The sequence below is a fragment of the Streptomyces sp. NPDC057617 genome (assembly GCF_042800555.1).
In the GTDB taxonomy this organism is placed as follows: domain Bacteria; phylum Actinomycetota; class Actinomycetes; order Streptomycetales; family Streptomycetaceae; genus Streptomyces.
This window is the reverse complement of sequence record NZ_JBHVGV010000013.1, coordinates 156,913-173,606: the sequence shown is the minus strand read 5'-3', so window position 1 is coordinate 173,606 and position 16,694 is coordinate 156,913. Positions and strand designations below refer to the sequence as shown.

General features: G+C 71.0%; 15 protein-coding genes and 1 pseudogene. 7 read left to right on the top strand and 9 right to left on the bottom strand.

Annotated elements, in window-relative coordinates; translation table 11 throughout:
• Positions 1-152: 152 nt before the first annotated feature.
• Complete coding sequence (locus ACFU9P_RS28510) at positions 153-1,265, bottom strand: DegT/DnrJ/EryC1/StrS family aminotransferase (RefSeq protein WP_384086146.1); 1,113 nt, start codon at positions 1,263-1,265, stop codon at positions 153-155.
• A gap of 105 nt (positions 1,266-1,370) precedes the next feature.
• Positions 1,371-2,615, bottom strand: coding sequence for a winged helix DNA-binding domain-containing protein (locus tag ACFU9P_RS28505; protein ID WP_384086143.1), 1,245 nt, complete (start codon positions 2,613-2,615; stop codon positions 1,371-1,373).
• Positions 2,616-2,846: 231 nt separating this feature from the next.
• Between ACFU9P_RS28505 and ACFU9P_RS28500 the strand changes: the two genes are divergently transcribed.
• On the top strand, positions 2,847-3,560 hold the full coding sequence (locus ACFU9P_RS28500) for a class I SAM-dependent methyltransferase (protein WP_384086141.1): 714 nt from the start codon (positions 2,847-2,849) through the stop codon (positions 3,558-3,560).
• A 158-nt stretch (positions 3,561-3,718) separates the two neighbouring features.
• Here the strand turns inward: ACFU9P_RS28500 and ACFU9P_RS28495 are convergent, their stop codons facing one another.
• The gene (locus ACFU9P_RS28495; protein ID WP_384086139.1) at positions 3,719-4,900 is read right to left on the bottom strand and encodes a macrolide family glycosyltransferase; all 1,182 of its coding nucleotides are present in this window, start codon (positions 4,898-4,900) and stop codon (positions 3,719-3,721) included.
• Positions 4,900-5,919 carry a zinc-binding dehydrogenase gene (locus ACFU9P_RS28490; RefSeq protein WP_384086136.1) on the bottom strand — a complete coding sequence of 340 codons (1,020 nt, stop codon included), beginning with the start codon at positions 5,917-5,919 and terminating at the stop codon, positions 4,900-4,902. Before ACFU9P_RS28490 ends, ACFU9P_RS28495 begins: the two co-directional genes overlap by 1 nt.
• Before the next feature lie 161 nt (positions 5,920-6,080).
• On the opposite strand from ACFU9P_RS28490, the pseudogene ACFU9P_RS28485 reads away from it, so the two are divergent.
• A pseudogene (locus ACFU9P_RS28485) lies at positions 6,081-6,899 on the top strand (citramalate synthase); the annotation flags it as partial.
• A 110-nt stretch (positions 6,900-7,009) separates the two neighbouring features.
• On the opposite strand, the gene ACFU9P_RS28480 reads toward ACFU9P_RS28485, so the two are convergent.
• Positions 7,010-7,168: a Cys-every-fifth RiPP peptide CefA gene (locus tag ACFU9P_RS28480; protein WP_384086398.1), complete on the bottom strand. Its 159-nt coding sequence runs from the start codon at positions 7,166-7,168 to the stop codon at positions 7,010-7,012.
• Positions 7,169-7,181: 13 nt separating this feature from the next.
• Between ACFU9P_RS28480 and ACFU9P_RS28475 the strand changes: the two genes are divergently transcribed.
• From ACFU9P_RS28475 to ACFU9P_RS28460, 4 genes are all read left to right on the top strand, one after another.
• Positions 7,182-7,880 (top strand): alpha-isopropylmalate synthase regulatory domain-containing protein, encoded by a 699-nt coding sequence (locus ACFU9P_RS28475; RefSeq protein ID WP_384086395.1) that lies wholly within the window; start codon positions 7,182-7,184, stop codon positions 7,878-7,880.
• Positions 7,881-7,903: 23 nt separating this feature from the next.
• Entirely contained in the window at positions 7,904-8,938 is a 1,035-nt protein-coding gene (locus ACFU9P_RS28470) for a ketoacyl-ACP synthase III family protein (protein WP_384086134.1), read from the top strand.
• 161 nt (positions 8,939-9,099) lie between these two features.
• Positions 9,100-10,065, top strand: a complete 966-nt coding sequence (locus tag ACFU9P_RS28465) for an aromatase/cyclase (protein WP_384086392.1) — start codon at positions 9,100-9,102, stop codon at positions 10,063-10,065.
• Positions 10,052-10,681: an antibiotic biosynthesis monooxygenase family protein gene (locus ACFU9P_RS28460; protein WP_376385304.1), complete on the top strand. Its 630-nt coding sequence runs from the start codon at positions 10,052-10,054 to the stop codon at positions 10,679-10,681. Before ACFU9P_RS28465 ends, ACFU9P_RS28460 begins: the two co-directional genes overlap by 14 nt.
• 159 nt (positions 10,682-10,840) lie before the next feature.
• Here the strand turns inward: ACFU9P_RS28460 and ACFU9P_RS28455 are convergent, their stop codons facing one another.
• The 4 genes from ACFU9P_RS28455 to ACFU9P_RS28440 form a co-directional block, all read right to left on the bottom strand.
• Positions 10,841-11,455: a DNA-binding response regulator gene (locus ACFU9P_RS28455; RefSeq protein WP_376385416.1), complete on the bottom strand. Its 615-nt coding sequence runs from the start codon at positions 11,453-11,455 to the stop codon at positions 10,841-10,843.
• Between the two features lie 53 nt (positions 11,456-11,508).
• Positions 11,509-12,735: a sensor histidine kinase gene (locus ACFU9P_RS28450; RefSeq protein ID WP_384086131.1), complete on the bottom strand. Its 1,227-nt coding sequence runs from the start codon at positions 12,733-12,735 to the stop codon at positions 11,509-11,511.
• 104 nt (positions 12,736-12,839) lie between these two features.
• Positions 12,840-15,104, bottom strand: coding sequence for a TOMM precursor leader peptide-binding protein (locus ACFU9P_RS28445; RefSeq protein ID WP_384086128.1), 2,265 nt, complete (start codon positions 15,102-15,104; stop codon positions 12,840-12,842).
• A gap of 4 nt (positions 15,105-15,108) precedes the next feature.
• Positions 15,109-15,516, bottom strand: coding sequence for a hypothetical protein (locus ACFU9P_RS28440; RefSeq protein WP_384086125.1), 408 nt, complete (start codon positions 15,514-15,516; stop codon positions 15,109-15,111).
• Positions 15,517-15,761: 245 nt separating this feature from the next.
• Here ACFU9P_RS28440 and ACFU9P_RS28435 point away from each other — a divergent pair, with 245 nt between their 5' ends.
• A complete protein-coding gene (locus ACFU9P_RS28435) occupies positions 15,762-16,556 on the top strand; it encodes a BTAD domain-containing putative transcriptional regulator (protein ID WP_384086389.1) in 795 nt (264 codons plus the stop codon).
• Positions 16,557-16,694: the final 138 nt, after the last annotated feature.

The following is a 16,694-nucleotide window of genomic DNA, read 5'->3' as shown; positions in this document are numbered from 1 at the left end:
CCCCGCCGCCCGTACCCGCGTCGCCCGTACCCGCGTCGCCCGTACCCGCGTCGCTCGTACCCATGCCGCCCGGGCCGCGCCGCGCCGCTCGTACCCCCGCCGCCCCTACCCCCGCCGCCCGTACCGGGCCGGGCCGCGCCCGTACCCGCCGCTCAGACCCGCGCCAGCACCTCGCGCAGTACCTCGATCGTCCGGTCCTGTACCGCGCGCGGAAGCGACGGGTACATCGGCAGCGAGAAGATCTCGCCCGCCAGCCGCTCCGTGACCGGCAGCGCACCAGTCGGCACGCCGAGATGCCGGAAGCCGGTCATGGTGTGGACCGGCCACGGGTAGCTGATGTTGAAGTGGAAGCCGTGCGGACGCAGCGCTTCCAGTACGGCGTCGCGGCGCGGGTGGCGTACCACGTACACGTAATAGACGTGCTCGTTGCCCGGGTTGGTGCGCGGCAGCGTCAGTTCCGCCAGATCGCCGAGCCCTTCCTCGTAGCGCGCGGCCACCGCACGGCGGCCCTCGATGTACGTGTCGAGACGGGTCAGCTTGCGTCGCAGGATCTCGGCCTGCACCTCGTCGAGCCGGCTGTTGTGGCCGGGTGTCTCGACGACGTAGTAGCGCTCTTCCATGCCGTAGTACCGCAGCCGTCGCAGCCGGCGCTTCACCTGGGCGTCGTCCGTGACGACCGCGCCTCCGTCGCCGTACGCGCCGAGGACCTTCGTCGGGTAGAAGGAGAAGGCGGCCGCGTCCGACATCGTGCCCGCCGTCCGCCCGCCCTGCCGGGCACCGTGTGCCTGGGCGCAGTCCTCCAGCACGGCGAGACCGTGGCGCTCGGCGAGGGCCGTCAGCGGGGCCATGTCGACGCACTGCCCGTACAGATGGACGGGGAGCAGCGCCCTTGTACGGGGGGTGATGGCGGCCTCGACCTGGCTGACGTCCATGAGGTAGTCGTCCGCGCTGACATCGACGAACACCGGCTTCGCACCGGTCCCGTCGATGGCCACGACCGTGGGCGCGGCGGTGTTCGACACCGTGATGACCTCGTCGCCGGGCCCGATACCCAGGGCCTGGAGCCCGAGCTTCACCGCGTTCGTCCCGTTGTCGACGCCGACGCAGTGCGCCAGGCCGTGGTACGCGGCGAACTCCTCCTCGAAACCCCGGACGCTCTTGCCGAGCACGAGCTGCCCGGAGCCGAAGACCGTCTCGACCGCGTCGAGGAGATCGGCGCGCTCGCTCTCGTACTCCGGAAGGTAGTCCCACACGTAAGTGGTCATGGGGTGGTCGGCCTCCGCGGTAGTCGTCGTCGGGCGCACCACTGTCGGACACGCCGTTGGACCGCCGCTCGACCCTCGCTGGAACGATGCGTTTCGGTCCTCGGCTCAGAGGTGCTTGCCGGTCTCGACGGCGCCGAGCGACAGGGTCGGGGCGGCCTCCAGGATCTCGCCGACGCGCTCCGACTGGGCTTCCAGATCGGCTAGTTGACGCTTCGTCAGTTTCTGGAAGGCCTCGACCGTGATGGCGACCTTGCGTCCGGAGCGCTTCTGGTGCCACACCCCGGACACCACCCCGCCGATGGTGACCACCTGCACGGTGCCGGCCTGCCCGCGCGTGAGGGCCCGCTCGGCGGCCTGCCCGGGGTAGACCCGCGCCCGTGGGTGGCTGCCCACGGCGTAGGCGTCGAAGTACGGCAGGAGCCGCAGCGCATCCGGGCCGGTGCTGTCGCCGGTGCTGTCCGGGGCGGCGCTGTCCGGGCCGGCCTCCTCGTCCGCCAGCTCGAAGAGAGTCGTACCGATGTTCTCCGCGCTCTCCCCGCTCCCCCTGCTTCCCCCGGGTCCCACCGGCCGCAACTCGTCGCGCAGCGAGGCGAACAGCGCGCTCGCCCAGGGCCGCGGCGCGCTCAGCCACTGCGCGAAGTGCTGCGCGTTCGCCGGGCCGTAGGCGCGCAGATAGCGGCGTAAGACCTCGGCCTGGGCCGCGTCCGCGTCCATGGGGGTGAAGCCCGGCAGCCAGCGGTCCGGACTGGTGTACGTGACCTTCCGCCCGCGGTTCGGGCCGAAGCACAGCGCCCCCCGGTGTCCGGCGGTGTGCAGGGCCTGCCGCCAGCGCGGCCACATTCCGTCGAAGCCCGGCACGACCGGATCGGCCGCCCAGTCCCCGAGCCGTGCGATCACCGCCTCGCTCAGCTCGTCGACCGTGGGTGGCTCCCCCTCGCGCAGTACGTCCGCGACGGCGTCGACAACGGCATCGGTCTGCGCCTCGTCCATGCGGGCCGCCACGGGCATCCCGCCCGGAGGCATCGGTACGGCGGCCAACGCACCGGTCCACAACGGGAGTTCGTCGGACGGCAGCAGATGCACCGTGCCGCGCGGCCCGAACGTCTTGACCAGGGTCTGGTCCTCCCACAGCGCCCGCCGTACATCGGCACGGGTCGTCCCGGCCGTCCGTAACCCGATCGACAGCTCGGCCGCGGACATCACCTGCGCGTGCGCCCCGCATATCGCGCCCGCGACCGCCGGAATCCCCCCGGCGGCCGGTACGTCCAGGCTGTGCCTGGCCAGACGCCGGGCACGGACGCGCTGCCACACGGCGTCCGGGACATCGGGCTGCTGCTCACTGACGGCCATGTGCGGGGGTCCTCCTGGAAGGGCGTACGAGTGCCGCGGCCGGCAGACGTGCCGGGAAGGGAAGGGCGTACGAGTGCCTCTCCCGGCAGACGCTGCCGTGCCCGGCACGGGGTCGTGGGGCCAGCCTGCCATGCCCCGAGCGAGCCGCTCTCGACCCCGGGTCGACCGGCCCGTACGACCGTGTCCCGTACGGCAAGTCGCCGTACCCCGCTCACCGTTCGAGGTGGTCCCATGTACGGCGCAGAAGCGGCCGCGATCTACGACCAGACCCACCGGGCCAGAGGAAAGGACTTCCTGGCGGAGGCGGAGAACGTACTCGACCGCATCAGGACGAAGTCCAAGGCCTCCGGCTCGCTGCTCGATGTGGCCTGTGGCACCGGAGCCCATCTGGAGGTCTTCGGGCGGCACTTCGCCCGGGTGGAGGGCATCGATGTCTCCGAGCCGATGCTGGCCGTGGCGCGCGAACGGCTGCCCGGGGTGCCCGTGTCCGTCGCCGACATGCGGAAGTTCGACCTCGGCAGGACCTATGACGTGATCACCTGCCTGTTCGCCTCGGTCGGCTATCTCGGCTCGGAGGCCGAACTGACGGCCGCCCTGCGGTGCTTCCGCCGCCATCTCGCACCCGGCGGGGCCGTCGCCGTCGAACCCTGGTGGTTCCCGGAGACGTTCCTGCCCGGCCATGTCGCCGCGGATGTGGTGGAGGTGCAGGGGCGTACGGTCGCGCGGGTGTCGCACACCGTGCGGGACGGCGACGCGTCGCGGATGGAGGTGCACTACGTCGTGGCGGAACGGACCGAAGGCGTCAGGTACTTCACCGAGACGCACCGCGCGACGCTGTTCTCCCGGGAGCAGTACGAGGCCGCGTTCCGCGACGCGGGCTTCGCCGTCGAGTACGTACCCGGCATCCAGAACGGCCGGGGACTGTTCCTCGCCGCCGCGGACTGACGGTCGGGCTGACGTACACGACAGAGGCCGGCCCGACAGACGCACACGACAGAGGCCGGCCGCCCGCGGAATCCCGCGTGGCGGCCGGCCTCGGCGCACATCCGGCGCGCCCGACTCAGCCATCGGACTCAGCCATCGGGCTGAGCCATCAAACCCGGCTATCCCGCCCGCCCACGCCGCTCCAGATGCGCCAGCATCTCGTCCGCGGCCCGCGCCGCGCCCCCCGCGTCCCGCACATGCTTCCGCATCCGCCCGACGCCGTCCCGTATCTCCTGGTCCCCGTCCACCGCCGTCACGGTGTCCCGGATCAGCGAGGCGGTCACCTCGTCCCGGGACAGCACGGCGCCCAGATTCAGCGAAGTGATCTGATGCGCGAGCTGATCGGTCTCACCGACCTGCGGGACGACCACCATCGGCACTCCCGCGTACAACGACTGCATGACCGTGCCCCAGCCGCCGTGGCAGACGAACACCTTGGTGTGCGCCAGCACCCCTTGCAGCGGCAGCCAGTCGTGCACCTCGACATGGTCGGGAAGCGGTCCGAGCGCCGCGCGGTCCACCCCCGGTCCCGTGATGAGCACGGTGTGCCATGGCATCCCGGCGAACGCCTCGACGCAGGTCCTGAAGAACTCCGGCTGCGCGTTGAAGCTCGTACCGAGCGAGATCAGTACGACCGGACGGCCGCTCGCCGGCGGCTCCCAGCGGGCCTGGAGGTCCCGCTCCCGCAGACACGGCCCGACGAACGCGAACCGCTCGTCGAACGTCTCCTGCTGGTACTGGAACTCCCGGGGTACGGACACCACACCGAGCGTCGCGGGATCGTCCACCAGCTCGTCGAACGACACATCGCCCACTCCGTGCCGCGCCCCGAACTCCCGCAGCTCCCGCTCGATCTGGTCGTACGCCTGCGCGCCGACCGCCTCTCGCGGAATGCTCCGGTTCGTCGGGGACACCGAGTAGAACTTCACGCCCGGCCGTCCCCACTTGCGGGTCAGGATCCCGCCGAGGAACTGTACGGAGATGTCGTACGCGAGGAGATCGGGCAGGTCGTCGCCGAAGTACGACTCGATGACCGGCGCCGTCGCGACACCCTCACGGACATTGCCCAGCAGTACCCGCGCCAGCCAGTCCTCGGCGCCCGCCGGCACGATCTTCTGCGGGTCGATCGAGGAGGTGTACGGCAGGACGGTCGCCCCGGTGGAGGCGATCAGCTCCGCGTACTCGGCGGTCGCCGCGTAGGTGACCCGGTGTCCCCTGCGTACCAGTTCCTCGACCACACCGAGGGTGGGCGTGAGGTGACCGGTCGCCGGGATGTTGAAGAAGGCGATGTGCCGGCTCATCAGAACTTCACGACGAGGTTGCCGGTGTACTTACCCCCGAGCAGGTCGATGAGCGCCTGCGGGGCGGCTTCGAGGCCGCCTTCCACCACGGACTGGGGCAGGACGAACCGGCCCTCCTCCAGCCAGGTCGCGAAGTTCGAGTTCCACGCCCAGATCTGCTCGGGTGTGTGGTACGTCGCGAAGGGGCGGATGGAGATCTGCTTGACGATCGACGTCATGATGTCCAGCCGCGGGAACGCGCCGATGGCGTCGCCGACCTGACCCGACAGCGCGCCGCACAGCGCGAACCGCGCGCCCGCCGAGGCGGCCTGGACGGCGGCCTCGAACTGCTCGCCGCCGACCGTGTCGAAGAAGACGTCGATACCGTCGGGGGCCAGCTCGCGCAGCCGGTCGAGCACCGGTCCGTCGTGGTAGTCGAACGCCGCGTCGTACCCCAGCTCGTTCACCAGGTACTCGACCTTGGCCTTGCTGCCCGCCGCGCCGATGACGCGCTTGGCGCCGCGGCACTTGGCGATCTGCCCGGCCAGCGAACCGACACCGCCGGCCGCGCCCGAGACGAACACCGTGTCGCCCTCGCCGACCTCGACGATGTCGACCATGCCGTGATAGGCGGTCGGCCCCTGGGTCAGGTAGTGGAGGGGGCTGGGGAAGGCGTCCGGGTCCAGCTTGAAGTAGTCACCGGCCGGCCCTGTGGAGTACTCCTTGAAGCCGTCCATGCCTTCGATGATGTCGCCGGGAGCCAGGTCGGGACTGTTCGACGCGACCACGACGCCGACGGCCGCACCCCACATCGGGGCGCCGATCTGGTAGCCCGGCATCGGCAGGCTCGGCTCCGGCTTCATCAGGTCCTGCATCACCGCGGCCAGTTGCAGATACTGGTAGCGGACAAGGACCTCGCCCTCTCCGGGCTCGGCCACCGCGGCCTCGGCCAGCTCGAAGTTCGCGAGAGTCAGCGCGCCGTCCGGGTGGGCGGCCAGACGCACTTCCTTGGCCTTCGCGGGAATCTCTTCGGTGGTCATGGTGCCTTCCTGGTCGCGGACAACTATCCGAAGGACATCGTTCCGGCGCGTGCTCGAATCCCGCTTGAATCCGTGCGGCATGTCGCGGACCGCGCGCCGGTCCCGCGCCGGCCGCGCGTCGGCCGTGCACCGGTCTCTCCAGCGCCTCTCAAGACGCGCTCATGCCGCCCGCAGAACTCTCGGCACCACAGAGGGTGACAGCGAGGGAGAGCGGGACGATGAGCGAACGGGGTTTCCAGCTCTACGACACGACCCTGCGCGACGGAAGCCGGCAGGAGGGCATGGCCCTGACGGTCGACGACAAACTCGCCGTCGCCCGCCGTCTGGACTCCCTCGGGATTGGTTTCATCGAGGGCGGATGGCCCGGAGCCGTACCGAGAGACACTGAGTTCTTCCGGCGCGCCCGGACCGAACTCGACCTCAAGCACGCCGTACTGACGGCTTTCGGCGCCACCCGGAGGCCCGGCGCCCTGGTCTCGGCCGACCCGCGGGTACGGGCGCTGAAGGAGGCCGGTACGGCGGTGGTGACCCTGGTCGCCAAGAGCCACACCGGGCATGTGACCCGGGCCCTGCGCACCACGCTCGCCGAGAATCTCGCGATGATCGGCAGCACCGTACGCCATCTCGTGCACGGCGGCCGCCGGGTGTTCCTCGACGCCGAGCACTACTTCGACGGCTTCCGCCTCAATCGCGCGTACGCCCTGGAAGTGGTGCTGACCGCCGCGGAGGCGGGCGCCGAGACGGTCGTGCTGTGCGACACCAACGGCGGGTGCCTGCCCGACGAGATCGCCGCCGTCGTCGCGGACACTGTCGCCGCCACCGGAGCCGCGATCGGCATCCACTGCCACGACGACACCGGCTGCGCCGTCGCGAACACCATGGCCGCGGTCGACGCCGGAGCCACCCATGTGCAGGGGACCGCGCACGGTTACGGCGAACGCTGCGGCAACGCCGACCTGTTCACCGTCCTCGCCAACCTCGTCCTCAAACGCGGCCGTGACGTGATCGACCCCGCGCTCCTCGGCGGGCTGGCCGACGCAGGGCGCGCCATCACCGAGCTGACCGGCGTCCCGCCCGACCCCGCCGCCCCCTATGTGGGCGCGGCCGCCTTCTCCCACAAGGCCGGTCCGCACGCCTCCGCGCCGCACGCCTCCGCGCCGCACGCCTCCGCGCCGCACGCCTCCGCGCCGCACGCCTCCGCGCCGCACGCCTCCGCGCCGCGCGTCGACCCCGGGCTGTACGAGCACATCGCCCCGGAACGGGTGGGCAACGGCACGCACACCCTCGTCTCCGACCTGGGCGGGCGCTCCTCCGTCGAGCTGAAGGCCCGCGAACTGGGCTACGCCGTCACCGCCGGTTCCGAGGCGGCGGCGCGCGCCGCCGCCCGGGTCAAGGACCTGGAGAGCCGCGGCTACAGCTTCGACAGCGCCGACGCCTCGTTCGAGCTGCTGCTGCGCGAGGAACTGGCGGGCGCGCCGGACGGGCCGCCGTTCTCCGTCACCACCTGGCGGGTGTCCGTGGCCCGGGGGCGCGACGGCGAGGTACGTACCGAAGCCGCCGTGGAGCTGAGCGTCGACGGAACCGCCGTCACCGCGACCGGGCACGGCGAAGGCCCCGTCGACGCCCTGGACCGGGCCCTGCACTCGGCCCTCGAACCGGTCTTCCCGCAGCTCGCGAAGGTCGAGTTGACCGACCATCAGGTACGGGTCCTCAGCGGCGGGACCGCGGGGACCGGCGGCACCGGGACCGGCGGCACCGGGACCGGCACGGGCGGCGCCCGGGTCCTGGTCCGGTTCAGCGACGGCGCCCGTGACTGGAGCACCGTCGGAGTGGGCGGGAACACGGTCGCCGCCGGCTGGCGGGCGCTGGTCGACGCCGTCCGCTACGCCCTTCTCGACGGCGCGCGGCCCGACCGCGCCGACCGCGCCGCCGCGCCTCTGGCGACCGCCCGCGCGAGCTGAGACCTCGAAACCCGGGAGTGGCTGTGCGTGTGGAAGACATCTGGATACGGGGCACGTCCGTACGGCTGCCCTCCCTGACGCCCGTCGCCGACGCGGTCGCGTCCGGGGCCTGCCCGCCCCGGACGGCCGCCGCCACCGGTCTTGAGTCCGTGGCGTATTCGCCCGGCGAGTCGGCGGCGGAGATGGCGGCCGGCGCCGCGCGGGCCGTTCTGGAGCGGACCGGTTCCGGACCCGAGGACATCGATCTGCTCCTGCACGCCGACACCTACCACCAGGGCCAGGACCTGTGGCCCGTCGCCTCGTACATCCAGCGGGAAGCGGTCGGCAACGGCTGCCCGGCGATCGAGATCCGGCAGATGTCCAACGGCGGTCTCGCCGCCATGGATCTCGCCACCGCCTATCTCACCGCCGGGCACGGCCGCGCCGATGCCCTGCTCACCACCGCCGACCGGTTCTGCGAGCCCGGCATCGACCGGTGGCGGACCGACCCCGGCACCCCCTACGCGGACGGGGCGACCGCCCTGGTGCTGTCCCGGCGCGGCGGCTTCGCCCGGCTCAAGTCCCTTGCGCTGTACGCCGATCCGGAGCTCGAACCGCTGCACAGGGGCGACGACCCCTTCACCCCCGCGCCGTTCACCCACCGCATCCCCGTCGACTTCGAAGAGGCCAAGCGTGCCTTCATCGGCCGCGCAGGCATCTCGTACGCGATCACCCGGGCCCACAACGGCCAGCGGACCGCGGTCAAGGAAGCGCTGGCCGACGCCGGGATGGAACTGGCCGACGCGCGCTGGGTGATCCTGCCGCACTTCGGACGCCGGCGGCTGGAGTCGATCTACTACAAGCCGTTCGACATCGACCCGGCCCGCACCACCTGGGAGTTCAGCCGCACCGTGGGGCATCTCGGCGCGGGCGACCAGTTCGCGAGCCTCGACCATCTCGTGGTGTCAGGACGGGCCCGCCCCGGCGACCGGATCGTGCTCGTCAGTGTCGGAGCCGGTTACAGCTGGGGATGCGCCGTCGTGGAGATCACCGGGCGCCCCGGCTGGGCCGGCCACTGATCAGGTGACCGGCCACCGATCATGTTCCACCCGCGCTCAAGTGACCTTCAGGCATGTGCGTGCAGGCTGGGTCAGCCGTTCACTCAGCCCGTTCAGCCAGCCGCAATGACGCAATGACGCGATGAAAGGGAAGGTACGCCGTGGCGCACGTAACAGCGGACATGCCGGCGACCCATGCGACGGAGCACTCCATCACCGTCGCGGCGCCTCCGGCGGTCGTGTACGGCTTGATCGCGGATGTCGCCGGCTGGCCCGCGGTCTTCGGACCCACCGTCCATGTGGATGTCCTGGAGGAGGCGGACCCGGAGCGCGGCGGCGAGCAGCTGCTCCGTATCTGGGCCACCGCCAACGGACAGGTACGCGCCTGGACCTCGCGCCGCGTCCTCGATCCCGCCGCCCGCACCGTGCTCTTCCGGCAGACCGTGCCCGCCGCGCCCGTCGCGTCGATGGGCGGTGAGTGGCGTGTCGAGTCCGCCGGGGACGGTACGAGCCGGGTGGTCCTGCTGCACGACTACCGCGCGGTCGACGACGACCCGGCCGCGGAGGAGCTGATCGCGCGCGCCGTGGACCGCAACAGCCTCGCCGAGCTGGCCGCCCTGAAGGAAGCCGCGGAACAGGGGGAACTGCGCGACGAGCTGCACTTCGTCTTCAGCGACTCCGAGACTGTCGCGGGTGACGCGGGTGACGTGTATACGTTCCTGGACCGCGCCGATCTGTGGCCGCAGCGGCTGCCGCATGTGTCCCGGCTCGATCTCACCGAGGACGAACCCGGCGTCCAGCACATGGACATGGACACCCGGAGCCCCGACGGCTCGGTGCACAACACCACGTCGATACGGGTGTGCTTCGCGGACCGCGGGCTGATCGTCTACAAGCAGCTCAAGGTGCCGGTCGCGATGAGCGGTCACACCGGGCGCTGGGAGATCGAACCGCTCGGCGACGGCACCGTCCGGGTGACGTCCTGGCACACCGTCACGCTCGACCCCGAAGGGGTGCGCAAGGCCCTCGGCCCCGAGGCCACCCCGGCCGAAGCGCGTGCGCTGGTACGCAAGGCCCTGGGCACCAACAGCTCGACCACCTTGCGCCACGCCAGGCGCTTCGCGGAGGAAGCGCGTGCACGAGCGTGATCCCGACCGGCCTGTGACCGTTGTGAACCGGTTCCAGGTCAAGGGTGACATCGCGGAATTCGAGGGAGAATTCCGTGACCACTCCCAGTTTCTGCGCGGACAGGAGGACTTCGACTTCTCGCTGACCGTCGGGCTCGTCGACGACCCCCGGGTGTATGTGCGGCTGGGGTACTGGCGGACCCTGCGGGGCTTTCTCGACGTCGTACGGCACGACACCTTCGTGGAGCATGTCCGCCGGATCGGCCCGAAGGTGGTCACCGAGGCGGACCAGGCGGTCAGCGTACGGCGCCATGTACGCGAGGCGTCCACGGCCGGGTCGTCCAGCGTCGTCCTCCTCAGCGCCGAGGTGTACGGCGACTGTGTCGAGCTGGAGAGGCGCTTCGCGGAGCTCAGCGCCCGGTGCGACGAGGCGGACGGCTTCGGCGGCAGCGATCTGCTCCGCTCCGCCGTACGCCCCTTCACCTACACCGGCGTGCTGTGGTGGCGCGACGCGGGCCACTGCGACCGGGCCGAGGCCACCGACGGCTACCGCGCGGCGCTGGACGCGCAGCGGGAGGTCGCGTGGGTGACGACGGAACGCAGCCGCCATGTGGCGTTCGAGCGCGCGATCTGCTGAACGGGCCCCGGGCGCCGGTGAAAACGGCCTCGGGCGCCGGTGAGGACGCACACGCGAACGCGCCGCGGTGCGATTCGATGTGCGGGATGTTCCCGCGTGGCGGACTCAGCCCGCCGCGCCGGCGGACCGACCCCGGGGCCCCGAGCGCCGGGCGGCGGTTCAGGGAATCCAGCCGGCCTCCTCGGCTATCCGCACCGCGTCGATACGGTTGCGGGCGCCGAGCTTGCTGACGATCGCCGTGAGGTAGTTGCGTACGGTCCCCTTGGACAGATAGAGGAGCCCGGCTATCTCGGCGGTGTCGGCGCCCCGCGCGGCGAGCCGCAGGACCTCCAGCTCCCTGGGGGCCAGCGGACTGTCCGCCGAGTCCCAGGCGGCAAGGGCGAGATGCGGGTCGACGACCCGCCGGCCCGCAGCCACCGCCCGTACGGCCTGGGCGAGTTGGTCGGGCGGCGAGTCCTTCAGCAGAAAGCCGGCGACATGGGCGCTCAACGCGCGTCGCAGGGTGCCAGGGCGGCCCAGATTGGTGAGGATGAGCGTGTGGCAGCCGGGCAGTTGCCCGTGCAGTTCGGCGGCGGCGGTCAGTCCGTCGATGCCCGGCAGGTCGATGTCGATGATCGCCACATCGGGCCTGGTCTCCAGCGCGGTCTTGACGATCACATCGCCCCGGTCGACGGACGCGACGACTTTCAGATCCGGTTCCAGTTCCAGCAGGGCGACCAGAGCTCCGCGGATCATATGCAGGTCTTCGGCAAGCAGAATCCTCACGGACAGCATCGTTCCCCCGTCGGTCGATGTCGTCATGAACGGCGGCAAGGCCGTCGGCACGGTCACATCAGGCGGCACGGTTCCGGCTGCGGCGCGCATGGGGTCCGGTCCGTGGTGTCGTGCGCGTTCGGCGGCTGAGCCGGCGTGCAGGCCTCAAGGTGGAAGAGGCCGTCCTCCCGCAGTCCGGCGGTGAGTTGGCCGCCGATCGCGGAGATACGCTCACGCAGATTGCTCAGCCCACTGCCCGCAGGGACCCCCGGACCCCTGTCGTTCTGCTGCGCGCCGTCATTCACCAGAACCAACAGGACCGCTTCAGCATTGCTCGTCGCCTTAATCGTACAAGTCTGGACCTTGCTGTGGCGCAAGATGTTGGTGACACCTTCTCTGAGAGCTGTGGCCAGCACCGTCTCGGTGACCGGGTGCAGCCGGCCGCAGTCGATGTCCACCTCGGCGTGGATATCGGCGGCCGCCAGGATCGACGCGGCCGACGCGGCCTCGTCCCGCAGTGACATCTCGCGGTAGCCGCTGGACACCAGGCGTACGTCCGCCAGTGCCTGGCGCGCGACCTGGAGCAGTTCCCGTGTCTCGCGCTGGGCCTGCTCGGGCCGTACGGGAATGAGCCGGTGGACCAGCTCCCCCTTGAGCGTGACGGCCGACAGGCTGTAGCCGAGCAGGTCGTGCAGATCCCTGGCGAACCGCAGCCGCTCCTGGCCGACCGCCATCCTGGCCAGTTCCTCGCGGGTGTCGTGCACTTCGTGGACGAGGTCGGTCAGCCTGCTCAGTCCGTAGATGACCAGTCCCGACAGCATGCCGGCGATGAAGAAATAGCCCACCTCCACCCCCGGTACACCGATGGCATAGGCGTAGCCGGGGATGCTGGTCACCACCGCCCCGTACAGCGGCCAGGCGATCCGGCCGGGCAGGCTCAGCAGGACGGTCGCGGCGAGCGGGCCCTCCATGCTGCCCCACGAGATGCCGAACCAGAACAGCGGCAGATAGGTGAGGACCACCTGTAAGCCGAGCGTGGACAGCTTGCGGACCATGCTCCAGGACCGCGCCCGGGGAGCGGACACGACGAACTGCACGCCGAACACCAGGAGAACGAGCCCGATGCAGATGGTGAGCCGGGTGGTGCTGGAGCCGCCGGCTCTCAGGACATTGAGGATGGTGACGCTGGCGTAGCAGCCGAGGGCGACTCCGGTGATGGTCCGGGCCAGCCGGGGAGCGGGCACTTCTGTCGCGTACCGCGGCAGGCTCCTCGGGACACTCGCGCCCCGTTCTTCGCTCATCAGTGCATCCACCCGGGCCTTCGGAACGGTTGGCTATGGCCACTCCTCAACTGGACTGTGGCAGAACCGCATACTAATGGCCAACGGACTGTAAGGGGAACAGACTATACGAACAGGGGCAATGGGTTGATCTCATTATATTTCATAGGATGACTGCGCCAGCCAAGGGCGACGGGTATATCGAAGAGCCGCCCCGGCGCGTACCGGGCCCAGAAGTGCCGCATCCCCGGGACAAGCACTTTCACCACGGGGAGTTCCAGGTCGGGCCGTGTCTGGTTGAGGACCATCAGCTCCATGCCATGGTGGCGTACCACCGCCTCCGCTGCCACCACGTCCGCGCCCATGTCGGACCGCGATACGTACGTGTAACAACCGGGCCCGCGAGGCGACTCGGCCGGATCGGGCGTGAGATACGTCAATTGGTCCACGGTCGCCTCATGCCACCAGAGGTCCACCTCCGAGGCGAAGGGGGAGCGTTGAGGGGCGGACGGTCCGAAGTACCCCTCGGGCGGCAGGAGTTGACTCATTTCCGTGACGGCCCGGCGCAGCGCCAGCCGCGGATCGAAGTGCGCCCCGAAGCCGAACGAGATGCCCTGCGCGGGGCCGCGCGTACGGCGGGAGACGGCGGCCATGACCGGGATGCCGAAGTCGGCGGTGAGATCGAGCACCCACAGCTCGCGGCCCGTCCGCGCGTATGCCGTCCGGGTCCGGGCCAGCCACGGTTCGTCGAACGAGTCGAGGTCCACGGCGGGTCTGCGCAGCCGGTTGTACCACCACAGGGCCACCGCGTCGCGCTCCACCAGCTCCAGGAACCCCTGGACCACCGCGTCCTCGACGCTGCCGCCGGCCGCGTTGCCGTTGGAGTCGGCCCAGGGCGCGCTCTCGGTGCCGTCCGGCGCCGGGCCGAAGTACAGCATGGAGGTGGGCAGCAGACGGTGCCGGCCCGCGGTCAGCGACCACACCGGGGTCCACTCCGTCGGGACGTCCGGCCGGAACCGCGGCGGGACGAGCTGTGTCCCCTGGCGCGACGCGTTCCACGCCTCGCGCTCCTGGAACTGTCTCTCCGCGTAGAGCTGGCAGGCGTTGGGGTGCAGAGCCGTGTCACCGAGCCCGGTCAGGGAGTCCCGTACGACCGGTTCGTCTCCTTGGCGCGTGCCGCAGTAGCGCTCCACCGCCTCGCACAGCGCCCCGGCCTCGGCCTCCTCGGCCGTGATCCCCTTGCCGCCGCTGAAGTTGCGCAGTCCGTTCAGCGAGGTGCTGCGCAGCGCCAGATTCCGGCCGGACACATAGTGGTTGAGGCCTTCTGGCGTGCCCGGGGCCGGCCGTACCTCCGCCACGACACCGGTGACCGGATCGATCAGCCGGCCGTAACGGGCGAGCACGGCGGCGGGGGACAGGGCCCGGTGCGTACCGCCGCTCTCGTGCCCGACGGGCCGGGACACCGGTACGTACGGTTCGCGCACCGACGCCCCGACGAGCCCCGGGTCCCCGCAGACCGGACACTGCGGTCTGCGGGTCACCGGGTGGTGACGGGCCGACAGCGTACGGGTGTCCAGCGCGCATACCGCGTCCTGGCCCGGATAGCGCACCCCGGCCAGCCATTTCTGGGCTTCCAGTACGGCCGTGTGCACGCCCAGCAGCCGCCCGGCCGCCAGCGACGCCTCGGGCAGCGGCACCGGACCCGCCAGCCCCAGGGCGTGCCGGACCGGCGACTGCGACGAGCGGTGCCCGCGCAGCCGGTGGGCGAGACAGTGCCAGCAGGGCCCGCCGTCCGCGCCGAACACCGGCCCCACCCACACCGCGGTGCCACTGGTACGGGCGGGCAGCCAGCGCAGGCCGGCCGCCCGGTGACGCGCGTCGATACCGCCCAGTTCAGGGTCGAGATAGTCGTCGCAGAACACCACCGTGAACACGGCCGGCCTGCCAGGCCCCGCGAGGGTCAGCCCGTCGGCCAGGCACTGCGCCCGGACCGTCTCACGATCCGTCCTGCCGAGCGCGACCACCTCCACCGGGGCCGAACCCAGCGCGGTCTGGACCCCCGGACCGCCCACCCCGGCCAACTCCCAGTACGCGTCCGCGGCCGTGTCCGACCCGGGACCGTGGTACCCGACCAGATCGGCCCTGGCCAGCTCCGCGATCATCCGGCCCGCCTCGTCGGCGGGCAGCGCGGCGGGCACCTCCGCCAGCACCGCGGGCAGCGTGCGGGTGCCGTCCAGGAGCGGCGCGAGCGCCTCGACCCGGGGGCCGCGCAGCACGGTGGTGCCGCGCTCCGACAGGAGATACACGGCCTCGCCGGCCACCGTCTCCACCCGCAGATGCCGCTTGAACCCCACCGGCAGTCCGGTCGGGGCCGGTTCGGGCACCGTCACCGGCTCACCGACCGGGGGCCGAGAGATGGGTGAAGTTGGAGAAGCAGCCCCAGGTGACGGAGGAGCCCGCGCGGTCCAGGTCCTCCCGGGCGATCGTGCCGGGCATGGTGATCGTGTCGGGCTGCCCGGGGTGGTCGGCGGGGTGGTTGTCGGTGCGGCTGGCGGCGCGGTCGTCCGGGAAACGTACGGGCCAGGTGGCCGGGAGGCCGAACTCGGCGAGTACGGAGAGCGGGTGTGCCGAGTACCGCTGCGCCAGTTCGGGTTCCAGCCCCGCCCGTGCGGTGAGCAGGGCGAAGCGCTGCTCCGGAGTGGCCGCGCCCGGCTCGTCGGTGAGCCTCTCGGCGGTGTTCTTGGTGATGTCCTCGGTGATGCCCTTGACCGTGGTGATGTCCTTGACCGTAGATCCGTTCATCGAATCCCCCTGGAGACACTCGTACGTACTTGCGTCCGACGTCCGTGGACTGGATTCTGCGGGGCGGCTCTCCCGACGGCACAGTGCACACTTCATCAACGGGGTGTGACATTTTCACGCCCGCCCTCATGACCGGATCACTGGGGCCGGAACGCGCCGGATGCGAGGCTCGACGGACGCGCCGGACCGGACAGGGCCTGGCTCAAGCCGGATCGACGGAGAACGTGTGAAAGGTAGAGCGAATGATGGAGATCACGGTGCTCGGCCCCCTCACCGCCCGGGAACGCGGCATTTCTGTGGTGCCCACGGCGGCCAAGCCGCGTCAGATCCTCGCTCTCCTCGCCCTTCAGGCAGACAGGGTCGTGACCGTGCCGACGCTGATGGAGGAGATCTGGGGAGAGCGGATCCCCCGCAGCGCGGCCACCACGTTACAGACCTACATTCTCCAGTTGCGCCGCAAGATCGCCGCGACGCTCGGTGACGACCCGCTCCAGCAGGCCAAGGACGTCCTGGTCACCCGGCACGGCGGCTATATGCTCCAGGTCCAGCCGGGCCGGGTCGATGTCCAGGAGTTCGACAGGCTCACCGCCTCCGGACGCGCCGCGGACGCGGCGGGCGACCACCGCGCCGCCTCCGAGCTTTTAGGCGAGGCACTGCGCATATGGCGTGGCCCGGCGCTGGTGGACGTCCCCGTCGGCAGCGTCCTTGAGCTGGAAGTCCTGCGGGCCGAGGAGAACAGGATGGCGGCGCTGGAGCGGCGTATCGGCGCCGACCTCCAGCTCGGCCGGCACACCGAGATCGTGCCGGAGCTACAGGTGCTGGCCGCCAAGCACCCCATGCACGAGAACTTCTGTGCGCAGTTGATGACGGCCCTGCACCGCTCGGGCAGCGCGTGGCGCGCGCTGGAGGCGTACCAGCGTCTGCGCACCACTCTGATCGGCGAGCTGGGACTCGAACCGTCTCCCCGTCTGCGGCGGCTGCATCACCGGATACTGACCGCCGACCCGGAGTTGGATCTCGAAGCGACCGCGATCGGCTGAGATCCGTACGCGAACAGCCCTCCGACCGTACGCAGCAGAGGACCGGCCTGCGCCCATGACACATGGGAGGAAGAGAGGTCCCTTTTTTTTTCCCCTTCCTCCCCCCCCCCCAACCCCCCCCCCCCCCCCCGCTGGTCC

Bases quoted from the DNA above. Each gene is read 5' to 3' on its own strand.
- ACFU9P_RS28500 (WP_384086141.1), top strand. From the start codon at position 2,847: ATGTACGGCGCAGAAGCGGCCGCGATCTACGACCAGACCCACCGGGCC.
- ACFU9P_RS28480 (WP_384086398.1), bottom strand. From the start codon at position 7,168: ATGTGCTCGTACAGCCCGGGGTCGACGCGCGGCGCGGAGGCGTGCGGC.
- ACFU9P_RS28510 (WP_384086146.1), bottom strand. From the start codon at position 1,265: ATGACCACTTACGTGTGGGACTACCTTCCGGAGTACGAGAGCGAGCGC.
- ACFU9P_RS28450 (WP_384086131.1), bottom strand. From the start codon at position 12,735: ATGAGCGAAGAACGGGGCGCGAGTGTCCCGAGGAGCCTGCCGCGGTAC.
- ACFU9P_RS28455 (WP_376385416.1), bottom strand. From the start codon at position 11,455: ATGCTGTCCGTGAGGATTCTGCTTGCCGAAGACCTGCATATGATCCGC.
- ACFU9P_RS28495 (WP_384086139.1), bottom strand. From the start codon at position 4,900: ATGAGCCGGCACATCGCCTTCTTCAACATCCCGGCGACCGGTCACCTC.
- ACFU9P_RS28440 (WP_384086125.1), bottom strand. From the start codon at position 15,516: ATGAACGGATCTACGGTCAAGGACATCACCACGGTCAAGGGCATCACC.
- ACFU9P_RS28490 (WP_384086136.1), bottom strand. From the start codon at position 5,919: ATGACCACCGAAGAGATTCCCGCGAAGGCCAAGGAAGTGCGTCTGGCC.
- ACFU9P_RS28435 (WP_384086389.1), top strand. From the start codon at position 15,762: ATGGAGATCACGGTGCTCGGCCCCCTCACCGCCCGGGAACGCGGCATT.
- ACFU9P_RS28465 (WP_384086392.1), top strand. From the start codon at position 9,100: ATGCCGGCGACCCATGCGACGGAGCACTCCATCACCGTCGCGGCGCCT.
- ACFU9P_RS28505 (WP_384086143.1), bottom strand. From the start codon at position 2,615: ATGGCCGTCAGTGAGCAGCAGCCCGATGTCCCGGACGCCGTGTGGCAG.